The organism is Leifsonia sp. YAF41 (assembly GCF_052113185.1).
Classification (GTDB): domain Bacteria; phylum Actinomycetota; class Actinomycetes; order Actinomycetales; family Microbacteriaceae; genus Cryobacterium.
The window spans coordinates 109,711-127,775 of the sequence record NZ_JBFRCS010000001.1; the positions used below are offsets into that span (position 1 = coordinate 109,711).

At 66.5% G+C, this 18,065-nt stretch carries 14 protein-coding genes; 3 read left to right on the top strand and 11 right to left on the bottom strand.

Going from position 1 to position 18,065, the window contains the following annotated elements; translation table 11 throughout:
* Positions 1 to 281: 281 nt before the first annotated feature.
* On the bottom strand, positions 282 to 548 hold the full coding sequence (locus AB4Y63_RS00545) for a GlsB/YeaQ/YmgE family stress response membrane protein (protein ID WP_441789073.1): 267 nt from the start codon (positions 546 to 548) through the stop codon (positions 282 to 284).
* Positions 549 to 707: 159 nt separating this feature from the next.
* On the opposite strand from AB4Y63_RS00545, the gene AB4Y63_RS00550 reads away from it, so the two are divergent.
* Both AB4Y63_RS00550 and AB4Y63_RS00555 read left to right on the top strand, forming a co-directional pair.
* Positions 708 to 4,502 carry an SCO7613 C-terminal domain-containing membrane protein gene (locus AB4Y63_RS00550; protein ID WP_441789074.1) on the top strand — a complete coding sequence of 1,265 codons (3,795 nt, stop codon included), beginning with the start codon at positions 708 to 710 and terminating at the stop codon, positions 4,500 to 4,502.
* A gap of 71 nt (positions 4,503 to 4,573) precedes the next feature.
* The gene (locus AB4Y63_RS00555; protein ID WP_441789075.1) at positions 4,574 to 5,341 is read left to right on the top strand and encodes an alpha/beta fold hydrolase; all 768 of its coding nucleotides are present in this window, start codon (positions 4,574 to 4,576) and stop codon (positions 5,339 to 5,341) included.
* 12 nt (positions 5,342 to 5,353) lie between these two features.
* Here the strand turns inward: AB4Y63_RS00555 and AB4Y63_RS00560 are convergent, their stop codons facing one another.
* A complete protein-coding gene (locus AB4Y63_RS00560) occupies positions 5,354 to 6,118 on the bottom strand; it encodes an NAD(P)H-hydrate epimerase (RefSeq protein WP_441789076.1) in 765 nt (254 codons plus the stop codon).
* Positions 6,119 to 6,185: 67 nt separating this feature from the next.
* On the opposite strand from AB4Y63_RS00560, the gene AB4Y63_RS00565 reads away from it, so the two are divergent.
* The gene (locus tag AB4Y63_RS00565; RefSeq protein ID WP_441789077.1) at positions 6,186 to 6,968 is read left to right on the top strand and encodes an alpha/beta fold hydrolase; all 783 of its coding nucleotides are present in this window, start codon (positions 6,186 to 6,188) and stop codon (positions 6,966 to 6,968) included.
* 9 nt (positions 6,969 to 6,977) lie between these two features.
* On the opposite strand, the gene AB4Y63_RS00570 is transcribed toward AB4Y63_RS00565, so the two are convergent.
* The 9 genes from AB4Y63_RS00570 to AB4Y63_RS00610 all read right to left on the bottom strand — a co-directional run bounded on the left by AB4Y63_RS00570 (position 6,978) and on the right by AB4Y63_RS00610 (position 17,960).
* Complete coding sequence (locus AB4Y63_RS00570; protein ID WP_441789078.1) at positions 6,978 to 7,754, bottom strand: enoyl-CoA hydratase; 777 nt, start codon at positions 7,752 to 7,754, stop codon at positions 6,978 to 6,980.
* A complete protein-coding gene (mmsB, locus tag AB4Y63_RS00575) occupies positions 7,751 to 8,677 on the bottom strand; it encodes a 3-hydroxyisobutyrate dehydrogenase (protein WP_441789079.1) in 927 nt (308 codons plus the stop codon). Before mmsB ends, AB4Y63_RS00570 begins: the two co-directional genes overlap by 4 nt.
* Positions 8,678 to 8,711: 34 nt before the next feature.
* Entirely contained in the window at positions 8,712 to 9,848 is a 1,137-nt protein-coding gene (locus tag AB4Y63_RS00580) for an acyl-CoA dehydrogenase family protein (RefSeq protein WP_441789080.1), read from the bottom strand.
* Positions 9,849 to 9,858: 10 nt separating this feature from the next.
* On the bottom strand, positions 9,859 to 10,497 hold the full coding sequence (locus tag AB4Y63_RS00585; RefSeq protein WP_441789081.1) for a DUF2461 domain-containing protein: 639 nt from the start codon (positions 10,495 to 10,497) through the stop codon (positions 9,859 to 9,861).
* Between the two features lie 45 nt (positions 10,498 to 10,542).
* Positions 10,543 to 11,493: a lytic transglycosylase domain-containing protein gene (locus AB4Y63_RS00590; protein WP_441789082.1), complete on the bottom strand. Its 951-nt coding sequence runs from the start codon at positions 11,491 to 11,493 to the stop codon at positions 10,543 to 10,545.
* A gap of 163 nt (positions 11,494 to 11,656) precedes the next feature.
* Entirely contained in the window at positions 11,657 to 12,139 is a 483-nt protein-coding gene (locus tag AB4Y63_RS00595; RefSeq protein WP_441789083.1) for a nitroreductase family deazaflavin-dependent oxidoreductase, read from the bottom strand.
* Between the two features lie 169 nt (positions 12,140 to 12,308).
* Positions 12,309 to 15,704 (bottom strand): ATP-binding protein, encoded by a 3,396-nt coding sequence (locus AB4Y63_RS00600; RefSeq protein WP_441789084.1) that lies wholly within the window; start codon positions 15,702 to 15,704, stop codon positions 12,309 to 12,311.
* Positions 15,701 to 16,462: a DUF4194 domain-containing protein gene (locus tag AB4Y63_RS00605; RefSeq protein WP_441789085.1), complete on the bottom strand. Its 762-nt coding sequence runs from the start codon at positions 16,460 to 16,462 to the stop codon at positions 15,701 to 15,703. The genes AB4Y63_RS00600 and AB4Y63_RS00605 overlap by 4 nt, the downstream gene beginning before the upstream one ends.
* Positions 16,455 to 17,960, bottom strand: coding sequence for a DUF3375 domain-containing protein (locus AB4Y63_RS00610; protein ID WP_441789086.1), 1,506 nt, complete (start codon positions 17,958 to 17,960; stop codon positions 16,455 to 16,457). Before AB4Y63_RS00610 ends, AB4Y63_RS00605 begins: the two co-directional genes overlap by 8 nt.
* Positions 17,961 to 18,065: the final 105 nt, after the last annotated feature.

Here is an 18,065-nt window from a genome sequence, read left to right on the forward strand (position 1 = left end):
GGCGCGGAGCTGTGGTGCAGGTTGTGGCCGACACGGAGGCTCCGGGTGAGAAGCATTCGGCTGGCCACGTCGAGGATCAGACAGAGTTCAACAACAGACGGTGTCGAGGAACAGACAAAGAGGAGCGCGCGTCAGATTCGCTGACAACGGGACTAGGAGACAAGCATGAGAAAACTATGCCACAGTCGCGGCGAATGCCGCAATAAACCGGGGTCAGACGTGAAATCGGCGAATGCGACAGTCACGTCGCCTGCCAGGCCGATCGAATGCTCCGGGTTCGATCAGGCCGAATTCTTGCGCCCGAAGAGCAGGCCCCACAGCAACAGAACAACAATCGAGCCGCCGATTGCGAGCAGCCACGACTGAATCGACCAGAACTCGTCAAGGTTGGCGTTGAACAGGATGCCGCCCAGCCAGCCGCCGAGCATCGCGCCGACGACTCCAAGAAGAAGGGTGATGAACCATCCGCCGCCTTGTTTACCGGGCAGGAGCAACTTGGCGATTGTTCCGGCGATCAACCCGAGGATCAGAAACGCGAAGAACCCCATGGTCTTGTTCCTTTCGTGAGGCGACCCGTCCAGTGAAGATGGGCGGGTGCCCAACTTGGCACGTCCGTTGCTCGCAGGCAAGGTTTCCGGTTTCATTCCCCGATGTCAGGTGTTCCTACAATCACCGGAAATCCGAATGCTCACACCTAGACTGCGCCCATGGGGAAAAGCTGGAACGACGACGCCGTCCGTTACCTGGTTGATTGGCTTGCCTGCCCGCGCTGCGACGGAGACCTCGACGCGGCTCAATGGTGCTCAACCTGCGGAGCCGACTTCAGCGGCCCGGTTGGCGCCGAATTGGTGGCGGCATCAACACGGGCAGCAGACGCCTTGCAGGCTCGGGGCAGCATCCTCGACCGTGTGCCGACGGTCTGGCCGAGTCCCGGAGCCGCCCCAGCGGTGAGCCACGCTGCTGTTCCTTCCGCGGCTGCAGATTCGGTCGGCGTCGGTTCGCCCCACCCTGCCTCGACGGCAAGGCCCATTTCTCTGAGTTCCGCCTCGGCCACGACGCGCACGGCGCAGACTGCGGGCCGGCAGATCAGCGTGCAATCAGTGCTGGCCGTGGCCGGCGCCGGCTTGCTCGCCGTTGCCGCACTCGTCTTCACCTTTCTGAACCCCGACCTCACCAGCTTCGCGATGCGTACCGCGATCATCTCGACGATGTCCGTGCTGTTTCTGGGCGGCGCCTGGCTCTTCGCGAAGAAGGGACTGCAGTTCTCCGCCGAGGCGGTGGGCGCGCTCGGAGCGGTGTTCGTGATTCTCGACATCTGGGCGTTCACGCAAACAGCACCAGCCGGGGTGAGCGAGTTCCTGTACGCCGGAATCGGCACTCTGATCGCTTCAGCGGTTCTGCTCTTTCTCGGCGTCCGCGCTCGCGTGCGCAGCTGGGTCTGGGTGTCGATCGTCGGAGCCGCGATCACCCCCGGATTCTGGGGCATCGCCGGCAACACCGCATGGTCGGCGCTCGTCGGAAGCCTCGCGGTCGCTGCATCGGTGCTCGCCCTGCAGGTCGTCATCCGTCGTCTCGCACCCCGATTCGGCACGATGCTCACCGGCGAGCGCACCACCGCGACCATTCTTCAGCTCGCGGCAGTCGCCATCGCTCTGATTCAGCTGATCGCACTGGGACTGCCGCTCGGCTCCTCGGGAGTGTTCGGTGCCGCCGGAATCCTCGCCTGCCTGAGCGTCGTGGCTGCGATCGGCAGCCGCAACGGGCTCCCCGCGCTCTGGAGCGCGGCGGCGGGGGTGTTCGGTGTCACGGCGATCGCGATCGTGCCGCTTGGCATCCTGATCTCCGACCAGGAGTGGTACACCGCCTTGGTGCCGATCGCTGCCGGCCTCGCCCTCGTCAGCGCTGGGACGATGCGTTCTACACTTCCCGCCCGGCGCACCGCGTTCTTGATCGGTTCCTGGACGATCGCCCTTGTCGCGGCGATCCCGGTGATCATGATGGCCGTGCAGCAAACGCTGTCGACGTTGTACCCCCTCGCCGCCCGGACCCTCGGCTACGACCTCTCCCGCTACGACGGGCTTTCGCGAGGCTTCACCCCGCCCGTTGCCCTCGTTCTGATCTTCGGCGTCGCCGGCGTCGCGGCGACTCAATGGTGGACGTCCCGCGCCGTTGAGACAACCATGTCCGCCCGACTGGCTCGCGGTCTCGCCCTCTGGCTGAGCGTGCTCACCGCCCTCACCGTCACCGTCTGGCCCGGCTTCGCTCCGTCGATGCAGGCCGTCATCGGCTTGGCTCTGGCGACCTCGCTCGCGCTCCTGCTCAGCCGGGTCGGCCACGCCTCCCTGACCGCGCCATCCCATCGCCGTCCCCTTCTCGTCGGCGCGCACCTTCTGCTGGCACTTGCTGCGGCCATCGGCTGGCTGCAGGATTCAACCATCGTCTGGGTCGGCGCCGCTGCGGTCATCGTGCTCGCCGTCGTCGCGCAGGCCATGCCAACGCGGTGGAGAGCACTCTACTTCGGCATCGGCTACGCCTACGCGCTCATCATCTTCGGCACGGCGCTCACCCAGGCAAACGTGGAAGCCATCGCGGTGCTCTGCCTGACCACGACCCTGGCCGCTCTCTTCGCGCTCGGTGTGACCCTCACAACCTGGCTCTCGCCGCGCAGCTGGTATGCCACCCTGATCGTGACGGCCGTGCCCTTTCTGATCGGCATCGTGGCCGTCTTGCTCGTGCGGAGCGGGTGGACTGCACTGTCGACCGGAGTCACCTTCGCCCTTGCCCTGACGTTGGTGACCACGCGGCGGGTGGGGATGACGCCGTTGCTGCGATCGGCGGCGGCGGCTCTCCTGGTTCCGGCACTTGCCGTGGTCGTGGTCTGCCTGGGCGCACAGCTCCTGCCGATGAGCGGCTCCCCCATTGTGCTACCCGTCATCGCAGCGATCGTCGCCTGCACCCTTCCCGCCGCCGCAGTGATCGCCGCGGCATTGAAGCGCCGCGGCATTCCTGCCGCCGAAGCGGATGCCGCCCGCCGCTGGATCGAGATCTCGGTACTGGTCACCGCCGTCTTGAGCGTTGTTCTCGCCCTGGTGCGCACGGCGGCCGGCTTGGACACCACGTTCCTGGTGCTGGTCATCCTAGGAGCAGGTGCCGCTGCCACCGCCTTCACCACGCGCCCGCGATATGCCTGGTGGGCGGCCGGGGCGAGCTGGACCGGGGCGCTCTGGTGCGTCTGGGCGATTCAGGGTGTCGACATCGTTGAGCCGTATCTGCTGCCCCCGGCCCTCGCCGCTCTGATCGTCGGCGCGACCTTCGTTGCCCGCGGGCGCGACGGCGTCACCTTGTTCGCCACTGGACTGGCCGTCGCCGTGCTGCCGAGCCTGGCCGTGCTGGCGGTCTCGCCTCCCTCCTTCACACCGACGCTGCCGTGGCGCACCTCCTGCCTATTGGCCGCTTCGGCTCTTCTGATCGTTCTCGGCCTGCTTCTGCGGCGCGGAGTACTGTCGCCGCGATTCACCGTGTTGCGGATGCCGACCCTGGTCATCGCCACCTGTGCCGCCGGCGCCGGGGCGGTGCAGGCGGTGCGGTGGGGGCTGGACATCGATCAGCTGGCGTTCACTCAGCCCGCCCTCGTCATGGTTCCGGTGCTCGCGCTGAGCGGACTCGCGGCGGTCCTTGCCGCAGTCGCCGCCGTTGTGCTCGGCAACACCGGCGGGGCGCCCACGCGTGTTCCCTCGCGCTGGACCTTCGCCCCGGCCCTGGCCTTTTTGGTAGTCGGGCCGATCACCGCCATCCGGTTTCACCCGCTGTCGATTCTGACGCTCATGCTGCTCACCCTTCTGCTCCTTGGGTTCATGCTCTGGATTGCGGCGCGCGCCCGCACGCGCCCGGCATCGCTGCCCCCAGTCTGGTTCGTCTTCGCATTAGCCTGGTGCACCGCCGTCGCGGGCTGGAGTCAGCGTGAGCTCCGCGTCGAGGCGTTCTCGTTGCCGCTCGGGCTTGCACTGCTGGGCGTCGGCATCATCGCGCTGCGGCCGGTGACCGGTGCGGTCCCGACTGCGACTCGCACCCGGAACAACTCGTTGACTGGGTCGTCAGATGTGGCGGCCGGGTTTGCCGCTCTGACCGCCTGGCCGAACGGATTCACCGGGTCGTGGCGTCTGCTCGCGCCCGGCATTATTGTGACGTTCCTGCCGTCGGTTCTCTCCACCGGAACCGACCCGCAAACGTGGCGCGCCATCCTGGTGATGAGCCTGGCCCTGGCCTCAATCCTGATCGGTGCGGTCAAGCGACTGGCCGCGCCCTTCATTCTGGGACTGGCGGTGCTGCCGATCGAGATCATCGTCGTCTTCACGGTGCAGATCGGGCGGACGATCAACCCGCTGCTCTGGTGGATCACCCTCGCCACAGCCGGCGCCGTGCTGCTGATCATCGCCATTACCGCGGAGCGCAAGGGCGCGGACGGCACCGCGGTGACCGCCCGGATGCGGGACCTCGGCTAGGTCGATCGGACGCCGCGTGGTGGCAGCCCGTGGCACTTGTCCACCCGGATTCACGGTGCAAGAGTGAATTGGTGATCACGCCGAAAGTTCTCTTTCTCCCGGGTAGTGTGCTCCCGGCTCAGCTCGCCTACGGGAGTCTGCTGGCCGAGTTGGGTCGCGACGTCGATGCTGTAGCGAAAGAGCTGGAGGTCTACTCAGGGGCCCACCCGCCAACCGACTACTCCCTCGACAACGAAGTCGATGGTGTGCTGCGGGAGGCGGACGGCCGCGGCTGGGACAGGTTCCATCTCGTCGGCTACTCCGGTGGTGGCGCGTCAGCTCTCGCCTTCACCGCACGATTCCCCGACCGGCTGCTCAGCCTCGCCCTGCTAGAACCGGCCTGGGCGGGTAATTGGGTTGACATCAGTGAGGCACACCGTGCATTCTGGGCGACAATCGCCACGCTCGACGCTGTGCCGCCCGGTGAATTCATGAGCGCCTTCATGCGACTCAACGTGCGCCCCGAGGTCGAGCTTCCCCCGCCGCCCGCCGGCGATCCTCCGCCATGGATGGCGCTGCGCCCTGCGGGCATGCGGGCATTCATTACGACGTTCGGCACGTACGATCTGGACCGTGACGCACTGCGCCGGTTCTCTCGGCCGGTCTACTTCGCCCTCGGTGGGTTGAGCAATCCCGACGAATACGGCGAGATCGCCGAGCGGCTGGCCACAGTGTTCGCAGATTTCACCCTGGAGGTCTTCGAAGACCGCCATCATTTCGATCCGCCGCACCGTGCAGAGCCAGAGCGATTGGCCCGCTCCCTGCGCACGCTCTGGGCCCGCGGCGCGACCGCTGCGTAATTCCACCGCGGGTCACTCTGTGTCGCGATCGAGCATGCGGAGGTCACGGGCGGCGATGCGTTCGAGTTCCGCACCGATCCCGATGTCAACGACCACGAGCCTCCCGACGAAATCAGAAGCCGGCGCTCTCAGCAGCCCGGCCTTGCACCCGCCGAATGTCACGGTCAGGATGGCGGGCAGCACGGTCGAATCGGGCACGTCTCCTCGATCGGGGCCGATCCCGCTCGGGATGTCGACGGCGACCACCGCCGGGCCGCCGCCGTGCACCAGCGGGAGAAGGGCCGCAACGAGCGAGCGCGCTCGGCCGCGGAGCGCCGGATTTTCGCTGGTGCCGGTGCCTAGAATTCCATCGAGGATCACGTCGGCGTCGGTAGCCGCAGCGACCACCGCACTGGTGAGTTCTTCCGCTGAATCGCTGAGCGACAGCAGCCGCGCCCCGGCGGCACGTGCGGCGGCGAGGCCGGCTTCGTGCATTCGAGTCGCGGTCGGGACGATTGTCACGAGTGCTCCGCGCGCGGCAAGGAGGGCGCCGGCATGAAGTGCGTCGCCGCCGTTGTCCCCCGCACCGGCCAACACTATGATCCGTGCTCCGGCGATGAGACCATCGGCTGGAACAGAAGAGCCGGGGGCCGGATCAACGACGGACTGTCGCCGCTCGCGGAGCAATGCGGCGGTCTCGTCGGCGAGTGCCGCCGACGCCCGGGCCATCAGCGGCACACCGGCCGCCAACGCGGGCGCCTCGGCTTCCCGCACCTGCGCAGCCGTGTACGTCTTCACCTCGCCACACTACGCCGATGCCGGGACATCGCTGCCAATCGCCGCTGTCGTGGTCAAATAGGTTCTGATGATCACTCCTGCCGCACCTCCGCCCCGCTCCGTCTACTCCCCCGACGGCGTCAAGCTGGCGACCTATGAGTTCGGCGATCCCACCGACCCGACGATCGTCGCGGTGCACGGATTCGCTTCGAGCGCTCTCCTTAATTGGCATGCAACGGGATGGACCCGCGACCTCACTCGGGCCGGCTATCACGTGATCGCCATCGACCAGCGTGGGCACGGCGCGAGCGACAAGCCCCACGATCCCGCGGCGTACACGATGGAGTTACTTGTCGCCGACGTGCTGCAGGTTCTCGACGCCTACCTTCTCGACGAAGTCAGCTACGCCGGCTACTCGCTCGGTGCCCGCGTCGGCTGGCAGTCCGCCCGGGAGCATCCCGATCGCATTACCAGGGCCCTGCTCGGCGGGATTCCCGACGGCGATCCGCTGAAGCGCTTTCAGGTTGAGGATGCCCGGGCGCACATCGAGAGCGGCACGGATCTGACCGACCGACTCACCGGCGCCTATCTCACGATGGCCCGATCGGTTCCGGGGAACGACCTCGAGGCGCTCGTCGCACTGGTCGAGGGCCTGCGTGACGGGCCCCAGCCGCAGGCTGACAATGCCCCGGCGCAGCCCGTTCTGTTTGCGACCGGGAGCGAGGATGCGATCCTGGCCGCGTCACGCACTCTCGCCGAGGCCACGCCGAACGGCGCATTCTTCGAGATTCCGGGTCGCAATCATTTCAACGCGCCGACCTCACGGGCATTCCGGGATGCCGGCGTTGCGTTCTTCAACGCGGGCCGCTGACCGTCACGATCATCGATGCACGAAGTGCGGCTGACGCTTCTCCGTGAAGGCACGCATGCCTTCTTTCTGATCCTCGGTGGCGAAGCTGGAGAAGAAGAGCCGGCGCTCAAACTGCACTCCGGTCGTCAACGGCAGGGCGAAGGCCGCGTTCACGGCTTCTTTGGCCATGATGGCCACCGGCTTGGACATCCCAGCGATCGTTTCGGCCGCTGACACAGCCGCGCGCAGAAGATCGCTGGTCGGAACGACCCGGGCGACGAGCCCGGACCGCTCGGCTTCGACCGCATCCATGGTGCGACCGGTCAGTACCATGTCCATGGCCTTGGCCTTGCCGATCGCCCGCGTCAAGCGTTGCGAACCGCCCATTCCCGGAATCACGCCGAGCGTGATCTCCGGCTGACCGAACTGGGCATTGTCGCCGGCAATGATGAAATCACAGAGCAGGGCGAGCTCGCAGCCGCCGCCGAACGCGTAGCCCGCCACGGCCGCGATGAGGGGCGTGCGCACCCGGGCGAGGTCGTCCCAGGCCGAAAACCACTCGGCCCGGTACATCTCGCTCACCGACTTCTCGGCCATCTCCTTGATGTCGGCACCGGCAGCGAACACGCGCTCCGACCCGGTGATCACGATCGCGCCGATCCCCGCATCCGCGTCGAAGTCCTGCGCGGCGGCCAGCACTTCGCGGCTCAGTGCGTCGTTGAGCGCGTTGAGGGCCCGGGGCCGGTTCAGTGTGATGATGCCGACCCGCCCCTGCCGGGTCACAAGAATTGTCTCGTTCTCTGTCACAGCTTCCCCCTCGAATCAGTCTTCGTCGGGTCGCTGTTCGCCCGAATCTCTTCGATAATTGCCGAGAAGTCTCTGGCCCCACCCGGGCCGTCGGCGAACTGACGGTAGATTTCGGCGGCCCGGCCGCCGAGCTCTGCGACGACCCCGGTCGATTCCAAAGCCTGGGCGGCCAGGCCGAGGTCTTTGGCCATCAGCGCTCCGGCAAAGCCCGGCAGATAGTCCCGGTTCGCGGGGCTGCCCGGAACCGGCCCCGGAACCGGGCAGTTGGTCGTCAACGCCCAGCACTGACCGGATGCGTGCGCTGCGACATCGAACAGCGCCTGGTTGGTGAGGCCGAGCGCTTCGCCGAGCACGAATGCCTCGCTCACGGCGATCATCGACACCCCGAGGATCATGTTGTTGCACACCTTGGCCGCTTGACCGGCGCCCGGCCCGCCACAATGCACGATCCGCGAGCCCAGCACCTGCAGAATCTCTTCGGCCGCCGCGAAATCGTTGGTCTCCCCGCCGACCATGATGGTCAGTGTTCCAGCCTCAGCCCCCACGACCCCGCCGGAGACCGGTGCGTCAACACCGCGGTGCCCCGCAGCGCGCAGCAGTTCGTGGGCGGCCCGGGCGTCGTCGACGGCGATGGTCGACGATTCAATGAACAGGGTGCCCGGCTGTGCAGCCGCGATGAGCCCGTCGTCGAGGTAGGCGGCGCGAACATGTTCTCCGGCGGGCAGCATCGTGATCACCACGTCGGCTGTTGCCGCTGCCTCGGCCGCCGATTCCACCACCTGCACGCCGTCAGCGCGCGCTTGCGTCAGGGCGGCGGGAACCAGGTCGAACCCTCGAACTGCATACCCCGCTTTCACCAGGTTCGCTGCCATCGGTCCGCCCATGTGGCCGAGCCCGATGAAGGCGATTGTTTCGTTTGTCATGCTGCGCTCCCCTGCATCGTTGACGCCCGTGTCCCTACTCGTCGGCCAGAATCCGGCCGACGATCAGACGCATGATCTCGTTGCTTCCCTCGAGGATCTGGTGAACGCGAAGGTCCCGCATGATCTTCTCCAGGCCGTATTCCGCCAGGTATCCGTAGCCGCCGTGCAGCTGGATGGCGCTGTTGGCGACGGTGAAACCGGCATCTGTGGCGACCCGCTTGGCCATGGCGCAGAGCTTGACCGCGTCGGGCGCGTTGCGGTCAAGCGCATCCGCTGCCCGCCAGAGCAGCGCCCGGGCTGCCTGCAATTCGGTCTCCATGTCGGCAAGCTGAAAGAGCACGGTTTGCTGCTCGATCAGCGGCCCGCCGAACGCCGTGCGTTGCTTCAGATAGGCGATGGAACTGGTGAGGGCGGCTTGCCCGCCGCCGAGCGAGCAGGCGCCGATGTTGAGGCGTCCGCCGTTCAGTCCCTTCATCGCAATGCCGAACCCGCTGCCTTCCTCACCCAACCGGTTGGTGAGCGGCACACGCACATTATCGAAGATCACCGAGCGCGTCGGTTGGGCGTTCCAGCCCATCTTCTTCTCGTTGGCGCCGAACGACAGCCCGTCGACTCCAGCGGGAACCACGATGGCGGTGATGCCGCGGCTGCCGGTGTCGGCAGTGCGCGCCATGACAACGTAGATGCCGGATGCCCCGGCACCCGAAGTGAACTGTTTGGCGCCGTTGATCACGTAGTCGTCACCGTCGCGCACAGCCCTCGTGCTCAGTGCTCCGGCGTCGGAACCCACCCCCGGCTCGGTCAGGCAATAGCTGGCCAACATCTCCATGCTGGCCAAAGCCGGTACCCATTCGGCCCGTTGCACGTCGTTTCCGAACTCGTCAATCATCCAGACCACCATGTTGTGGATGGAGATGTAGGCGGCGATTGTCGGGTCGGCCTTGGCCAACTCCTCAAAGATCAAAACAGTGTCGAGCCGAGAGAGACCCGACCCGCCGAACCGCTCCTCCGCGTAGATTCCGCCCATTCCGAGCGCTCCAGCTTCGCGAAGCACGTCGACCGGAAAATGTTTGGTCTGGTCCCATTCGATGGCGTGCGGGGCGATCGCCACGGAGGCGAAGTCGCGCACCATGTCAACGAGTGCCTGCTGCTCTTCGGTGAGTTCGAACATGGCTGCCCGGTCAGCGCGTCAACGTCGTCGGGCCGACGTGCGCATCGAGCCAGGTGGTCAGGGGCCGAGCGTCGTGCAAGAAACTGACCACGTGCTCCTTCGCTTCTGCCGTCTGGAGCCAGTCACCGGTGCCCCACTCCGTCCACGCCGCGAGGTCTTTGTTCTTCAAGAGATCGGCGCGTGGGTGCTCTTTCGGGTAGCCACGGGGAACGGTTTTGAGGGCGTCGCGCACGGTGACCTCGATGCCGCGCTCCTCGACCGCGGCGATGCTGTCCCGCAGGCTCTCTCCGGTCTGCTCGTCGGCCACGGCCCGGCGGTAGCGTTCCAGCTGGTCAAGAGCGAGCCGATGGTATCCGGCGCCGGCGGCCAAGCCGCGCGCCGACAACTGAACGTAGCCCCCGCTCGGCAGCGTCGCGCCGATCGCCGTCTTATAGAGGGTCTTGTCGGCGCTGAACCGCACGTCTCGGTAGGGCCGAAACACACGACCGGGACCGAACTCCTCGGCGAGCTCGTCGAGAAGTTCGGTCATCGGCTGCAGCACCTGCTGCTCGTACACCTCGTGGTGGGCAAGCCAGTAGGCCTTGGAATTGTCGAGTTCCAGGCCCCGGTAGAAGTCAAGTGCTGCGCGCGGCCAGCCGTCAAAGGTCATGACCAGAGGGTATGCCCGGCCCGCGCCGGGCGGCAAGCGTTTTGGTTAGTACCAGCCCGCTGACTCCGAGTGGTCCCAGGCGGCGCAGGGGTTGCTGTAGCGACCCGCGATGTAGCCGAGACCCCAGGTGATCTGAGTGGCCGGGTTGGTCGCCCAGTCGGCACCAGCCGTTGCCATCTTGCTACCGGGCAAGGCCTGCGGGATTCCCGTGGCACCGCTCGACGCGTTGTACGCGTTCACGTTCCAGCCTGATTCCCGGTTCCACAGGCTGACGAGGCAGCCGAACTGGTCGTCTCCCCAGCCGTACTGGGACGCCATCAGGTCGCGGGCGATGGCCTGGGCACCACTCGGGTCGGTCGGTGCTGCGGGCCGGGACGACGCGGCCGGCGCCTTCGGGGCAGCGGCTTCAGCAGCAGCCTCGGCGGCAGCCTTGGCAGCGGCAGCTTCGGCGGCAGCCTGCGCTTCGGCAGCGGCCTGTGCGGCGGCGGCAGTGGCCTGCTCGGCGGCAACACGGTCGACCTCAACCGTCGCGGCCTGAACTGTTGCCGTCTGAGTCTTGGTCACAGTGGCCAGATCAGTGATCGTCGCGGGTTCAGCGATCAGGGTCGCACGACTCAGCGCGGTGACCGAGGTCGCCAGCGTCGTGGCGTCGGTCTTGCCCTGTGCGGCGGCGATCACGGTGTTTGCGCCGGAGACCGTGGACTTGGCGGTCCAGACGGCGTGGGCGCGCAGAACGCGATCGGCCAGTTCGGCCTCGGACTGACGGGTCTCGGCTGCCGAAGCAGCACTCTCGTTCTGAGCGGCGACCGCTGACTGCACCACGAAACCGGTGCCGACGAGGGCTCCGACTGCGACGACCGCTCCGGCCATCAGCACCCGCTGGCGGTTGCGACCGCGGCGTCGGCGCCTCTGCTCAACACGGGTACCACCCGAGTCGGAGTCGAGATCTGTGGAATTGGAGAACGAGGAGAACAAAGAACGAAGTGGGTTTGGCATGACTTTCACAAAGTGAATCGCTCAGGCGTGACGCCAGAGCGACTCTTGATCGACAATCCACGGGCGGGGGTCCGCCCGGGCGAAGTTGCCAGTATGCAGACGTCATCTGCACAAGTCCTGCCGGTTTCCTGGCAATGTCATCAGAGCTGAGGATTGGTCGAACTCACACCGGCTGCAGCAGAAACAGTCGCACCGTGCGCCCTGAATCCCGCTCATAGCCCCGGTATCCGGGCCACTGCCGTTCGATCTTGTGCCACGCGGCATCGACTTCGGAGGGGGTCAGTCGCCGGGCCTGCACGTTCGTGCGTTTGCCGCGCACGCTGATTGCGGCATCCGGATGTGCCATCAGGTTGTAGGTCCAGGCCGGATGCCCCGCGCGGGCGAAACTCGTTCCGGCGACGATCGCCCGACCGCGACCGTCGGGGGTGTACATCAGCATGGTGTCGCGTTCGATGCCGGAATGGGCGCCGATCGAGTGCAAGACAAGTGAGGGAACGAGCAGACCGCTCAGTTGTACGCGGCCACCGCTCAGCCATTTCAGTACGCGTTCGGCCGGGGGCAGCACGCGGGGACCCAGCCAGCGGAACAGGCGCGTGCGCGTGAGCGGGGCGATGAGTGAACGCACAAGCTGCAGGGCGGTGGGCATGCGCCTATTCTGCTCGTGCTCGGCGGCTCGCGTCGAGATCTGTGCGGGGGCTAACTCCGGTAATTCTTCGCAGATCGCGCCCGAACAGCCTGTTTCGGACGAATCTGACGGGGATTACCGGAGTTAGCCACCCACCACCGAGGAGGGAGGGGATGACTGCGTGCGCTGGCTAGGCGACGGCAGACTCCGGCACCGATGTATCTGCCGGCGAGGAAAGCGGCGTGATGTAGGAGTAGCCCGTCGCGTTGTTCTTCGTCATCGACAGCACGAGTTCCATGTGCGGCTCCAGCGCAGTGACCTTGTCGAGCGGCGCCCCGATGATGAGCTGGAAACCCAGCCCCTTCCAGGCGGCGACGGCCCGGCCTGCGAACTCGGAGTCCGACTTCACGAACCCTTCGTCCAGGAAGACCGGGGCGAAGCGCGGGCGCGTGCGACTCTCGTCGCCGAGCTGGAACCGCAGTGCGGCCCCGACCACGAACGCCACGAGCTCCTGCGATTCGCCACCGCTCTTGCCGCCGAGCGAGGAGTAGGTGCTCACCTCGACCCCGTCGGGTGTCATGCGCACCGCGGTGATCTCGACATGCTTGCGCACATCGAGCAGCAGATCGCGCGGCGACTCCCCTTTCGAGACGCCGTCGGGCTTGCGGATCAGGCCCATGAACGCCTGCAGGCGTCGGAAACGGCTTTCGACCTCGTCGTCGTTGAGTTCGTCGGTCGCGCCCGACGAGAGCGCCTTGAGCTCCTTGCGGAACGCCGACGAGTCATCCCGGTGCAGGCGACGCAGCGAGATCTTCAACCGGTCGCGGCCCGCACCGAACGGCAGAGTGGCCAGAATCTCGTTGATCGGACGCAGCCGGTCTTCGATCTCCTCGATCGCGGTGGCGAAGGCGACGGTCAGCGGCACGAGGTCTTGCCCGCTCCACTCGGAGAGGCGACGCTTCCACTCCTGCCGACGTTCATGCAGGCCGAGGGTGTGCACCGCGTCGAGAATGTCAAGGTAGCTCGTGTACGACTCGATCGACACTCCGACGTTCGGATCTGGCCAGCGGTTCTGGAACGTCACGAAGATGGCCACCAGGGTGTCGTGCGCGCTGTCGGCGTTGCGTCGGTCCTGCTGCGACTGCTCGGTGAGACGCTCACGCAGCCGGCGAAGGCTCGCGGCGAAGCCGTCGAGATCGTGGGTGTCGCCGACCGCGGCGAACTGGGCGTCAAGGTGCTCGACGTGTTCGTCGGCCAACGTGACGGCCTGTTCGCGTTCGATCCGGTCGAGCAGATCGTTGACTTCGTCGTTGCGGTCGACGATGGATGCCTGTGAGGCGGCCAGCGACGCTGCCTCGAGATCGGTCACGTGCCTGAGCTTCTGTGCGTTCTCAAGCTCGGCGACGAGACGTTCTTCCTCGTCTTTCAGCCCGCGCAGAATGTCGCTGTTGGCGAGCACCCGCTCGAGTTCGGCCTTCTTCTCGGCCACACGTGCCTCGGCGGCATCCACGTCGATCGAGAGCCACACGGTGTCGAGCACGAACTGGTGTGCTTCCTTCTGCGTGCGCAGCTCCCCGAGGCCGACGCCGACCGCGGCAGCACGACCGGCGATGGCTGTCGCCTTTTCGGCCAGCGCATCCAGCTCGGCCGAGAGCTCCTCCAGCCGCGCGACACTGGAGAACCCGATGATGGGTTTCTGGTCGGCGTTGAAACCGTGGGCGCCGCGCTTGCCGTTGCGGGTTTGTCCGCTCTGGGTGACGCGCGGGCCGTCGCCGGCCAGCTCGGACGGGCCCGACACGCAGAGCGCGTCCAGGTGCGCTGCGCTCACCCGATCCTGAACCCAGCCGCTGAACGGCGACGGTTTGAAGACAAGCTTGCCCGAGACGTAGCGCGGGTCACCGGCCCTGTCCTGGTGCGGGGCCAGGGCCACCCCTTCGAACTGAATCCGCACCGGGATGCGCAGCGGCTCAATGGCGGCGCTGAGGGCACCGAGGCGGGTTTCGTCGACGAGCATGACCCGGGCGACGGATGCGAGCGTCACCTCGGCCGCGCGCCGCCAGGAATCCTCCCCGGGGGCGAGGTCGATCAGCTCAGCCACGAAGGGCAGCTCCTCGATCGGCAGGCCGGCGGCCTCGGCGATCAGAACGCGGGCGGCGTGCAGGTGCTGCGGAACCAGGCTCTCGCGCCCGGTGAGGAACGTCTTCTCCTGCTTGAGCGTGCGAATCTGCTCTTCGAGCGGGTAGGACTCCTTGTGGAGCGCCGTGCGACGCGCCTCCAACTCGGCGTCGGCGGCAGCGAATCCGGCCAGAAAGCTCTCCGCGTCGGCGCGCGCAGCCATGAAACCGTCGGCCGAGTTCACCTCGGAATCGAGCACGGCGATGCGTTCGGCGAACCTGCTGTGCTCGTCCTGCACGGCGTCACGCTGGGTGGCGAGTGTGTCGACATCGCTCTGCAGCCCGGCCAGCACATCGCCGCCGTTCTCCCGCTGCTGACGCTGCACACCGGTGACCCGCGACTTGAGGTCGCTTTCCGCGTCGCGAGCGGCGCTCAGCGCGGCCTGGTTTTCACGGCGTGCCGCCCGGTTGGCGTCCTCGGCCTGCTCCAGCAGGCGCTGCTCCGTCGTCAGGCTCCAGAGCACGAACGGGGTGTCGCCGCTGCGATTCACGCCGAAGGTGTCGACCATCGCCGCTTGGGCGCTCGAGGTCTCCCATTCGGCATACAACTCGGGCAGACGCTCAAGCACCGCGGCCTTCTGCGCTTCGGTGAGCATTGCCCCGTAGGAGCGCTCGAGATCTTCGAAGTGGGCCACGGCCTTGTCGGCGGCGGCGAAGGTCGTCGGCTCTTCGAGCACCATCGACTTGTAGAGGCCGTCGACGGTCTTGACCTGCTGTCCGGCCTGAATGCGGGCGAGCAGGCGCAGCGCCTTGCCGCCTTCACCGTTGGCGCCGATGCCGAGGCGCGTGTACAGGGTTTGCGCGAACGCGGCGTAGGTGTCGAACACCTCCAGATCGGTGAACCGGTTCTTCAGCGCGCGCTTCTCGAACCGGGAATCGACGACGTCGGCCAGTTCACGCAGGTCGAGGGCGCCGTCACGGGTCGCCATCTTCATGCTGATGTCACCGAACTTGTTGCCCCCGCGCGGCAGGAAGTAGGTGCGCAGCACCGTGAACCGGCGCTGGTTGTCGTCGATGAAGGTCATCGCCACTCCGCCCCAGGTGGCGGAGTCCGCGCCGCGCAGAACCTGGTCGTGCATCTCGCCGGTCTGCGCCTCACGAGTGGAGTCAGTCTTGCCCTTGAGATAGGTCATCAGGTTGCGCTGGTCACTCGAGCGCGCCCGCCCGGAACCGGCGTCGTTGGACGCACCGTTGAACGGGGTGTCTGAGGGCATCAGAAGCGCGAGGTAGGCATCCATCAGGCTGCTCTTGCCGGTTCCGGATGCGCCGGAGATCAGCGTGGCCGTCGGGGCGATCGCCACTTCGTGGTGCCCGTGGAAGCCACCCCAGTTGACCATCTGGAACGACTCGGCACGCCACTGGGTCGTGCCCTCTGTCGCGCCATCCATGTGAAAGAGAGGGGAATCGGTCATTTGATCGGCTCCAATTCAGGCTCGGTCGGAGCGGTCAGATCGTCGATGTCGGTGAAGCCGTCGTTGTCGGCGCCATTCTGCTCGACCAGCCAGTCGAGAAGTTCCCGCAACCGTTCGACCGGAAGAAGCACCTCGATCACGGGCGAGATGCGGAACCGGTCGGGATCGCTCGTCTTGGCGAGCACCCGCGACTTGACGAGGCTGTCGACCGCGGCCGAGGCACGACGGGCATCGCCGGAGCGGTCGGTCGCGTACTCGGGCCGGAAGTGCGCCACATTGTCCAGCAGATTGTCGCGGTCGACGATCACGATGTCGTGGCCGTTCGCGCGTTCGCTGCGGAACCTCTGGCGGAGCAGCACGAGCAGGATCGTCTCTTCGCGCGTGTAGGAGACGTCGTGCAGCAAGGTGGGGAACCGGTCGCCGCCCTCGGCCACGGCCTGGCGCTTGAACGCGACCTCGTAGTGCCGGTCGACGTGCAGGTCGAGGAAGAGGTCGTTGAGGCGGCCCTTGAGCAGGCGCTCGGAGGCGAGCAAGGTGCGCCACTCCGACGGGTAAAGCGCGGCGGACAGGTAGCGGTGCTTCAGCAGCAGCACGAGCGTGCGGCGCTGCGCAGGGGTCAGCCCGCCCTCATCGCCTTCGAAGAGCGAGAAGCTCTCCGACTCGGCGCGGGTCGCGTCGTCGATCGGTGTCTCGTCGGTCGGGGCATCGTCGGTCATCGCGTCTCCGTCGAAACGGTCGTCGGTCGGCTCATCAGTCATGATCAGATCCATAGCTCAGAGCGGCCAGGGCCGCGGTGTCGTCGGTGTTCAGGGTGAGACGCGGAACCGAGAAGCTGCGGCTCGTGCCGTCGGGCCGGACGGTTTCAAACCGCTCGACCTCGTTCGCGTGGAGTCCATCGCCCAGCTGGGTGGCCATCTGCAGCAGTCCCAGAATCTCGACCGGACGGCGTAGCCCCTCGTCGAGGTCGTTGAAGGCTTCGCCGAGGGATGCCGCGTCGCCGGCGCCGAAAGCGCTCACGAGCGCATCTCGCATCTCTTCCAACTGAGGCCCACCCTGCTGGCGCATCGCATCGAGACTCAGCGGCTCGGGCGCATCGTCGGACACGTCGTCGAGTGGTGGTGGTGGCAGGTGGGTTTCCGGATCGTAGAACTTCTCACGCAGGTGCTCGACGTCGAGTGTGCCGGGCATGAGTTCCGCGGTGACGACGGAGCGGGGGCCCGAGGTCTTCATCCAGGAGAACAGCTCCTTGTTGATGTCGCGCAGCAGCCGCTCGAGTTCGCGGTCCTTGACCACATCGTGGTTGACGATGTGCTCCCGCAGAGTGGTCGTCAGGCCGTTGCGCTGGGTCAGCACGTTGTCGATGCCGGTGCGGATCAGGCTCACCGTCGCCATGAAACTGCGCCGTTCGGTCTGACTCAATTCAAGGGCGAACGGGTGCAGGATGATCGTCTCGAGGTCGCTCTTCAGGTCGAGCAGCAGCGCGTCGTTGCGGAGCAGTGCGAACGCCCCCTCGAAGGCGCGCCCCTCGGCGGTCGACGACATCAAGGCATCCGTCTTCGACAGGTACTCGTCGAGCACCTCGCTGATCGGGCGTTCCTCGCTGCGGAAGTCGTTGACGATCTGGCGGTGCATACCGGCCACCGACTCTTCGACCCGCTTGAAGTCGCTGGGCAGTTGGGCGATGAGGTCGACCAGGTCGACGTAGCCCTCGTGCATTTGATCGACCGAGGCGGCGGCGATCTCACCGCCCGCGGCGAGACGATCGCGTTCGCTCATTTTCTCGGCAATGTCCTGGTCGAGGCGACGGATGCGCTCCTCGCGATCGGGGCTGGCCTGCGTGGCGCGGTGACGCACGGCGTCGACGATCGTGGTCAGGCGTGATTCGCTGATCAGGGCGCGATCGCGGGACATCCCGTCGACGAGAAGCATCGCTTCGAGCGCGTGCGAGGTAAGCGAGTACTGCTCGTCGCCGGCCTCATCGGTTTCCCGGTAGAGCCAGAGGTCGTTCATCCACTGCACGCAGAGCGCCCGCCCGTTCTTGCCGGGCGGCACTTCGGTGCCGACGGTGCGCAGATCGGCCAGGTAGGCGTCGACCTGGGTGTGCAGCAGATCGGAGGGAATGCTGCGACGGTCACGGCTGAACGACGATTTGAAGACGGCGAGCACGAACGGCGCCCACTTGCGATCCAACAGGCGCAGGGTGGGTTTGTCGAAGGCCTCACGCACGCGCGCCAATTCGCCCGCAATTTCACTCACTCTTAATGCACCTCTTTCGACCTCATCAACCGTAGCTTGCCGGGTGCGTAAGGCAGGTATTGGCGCACGCGGCATGTGGACTTCGTAAGGATCCGGCAGAAACCC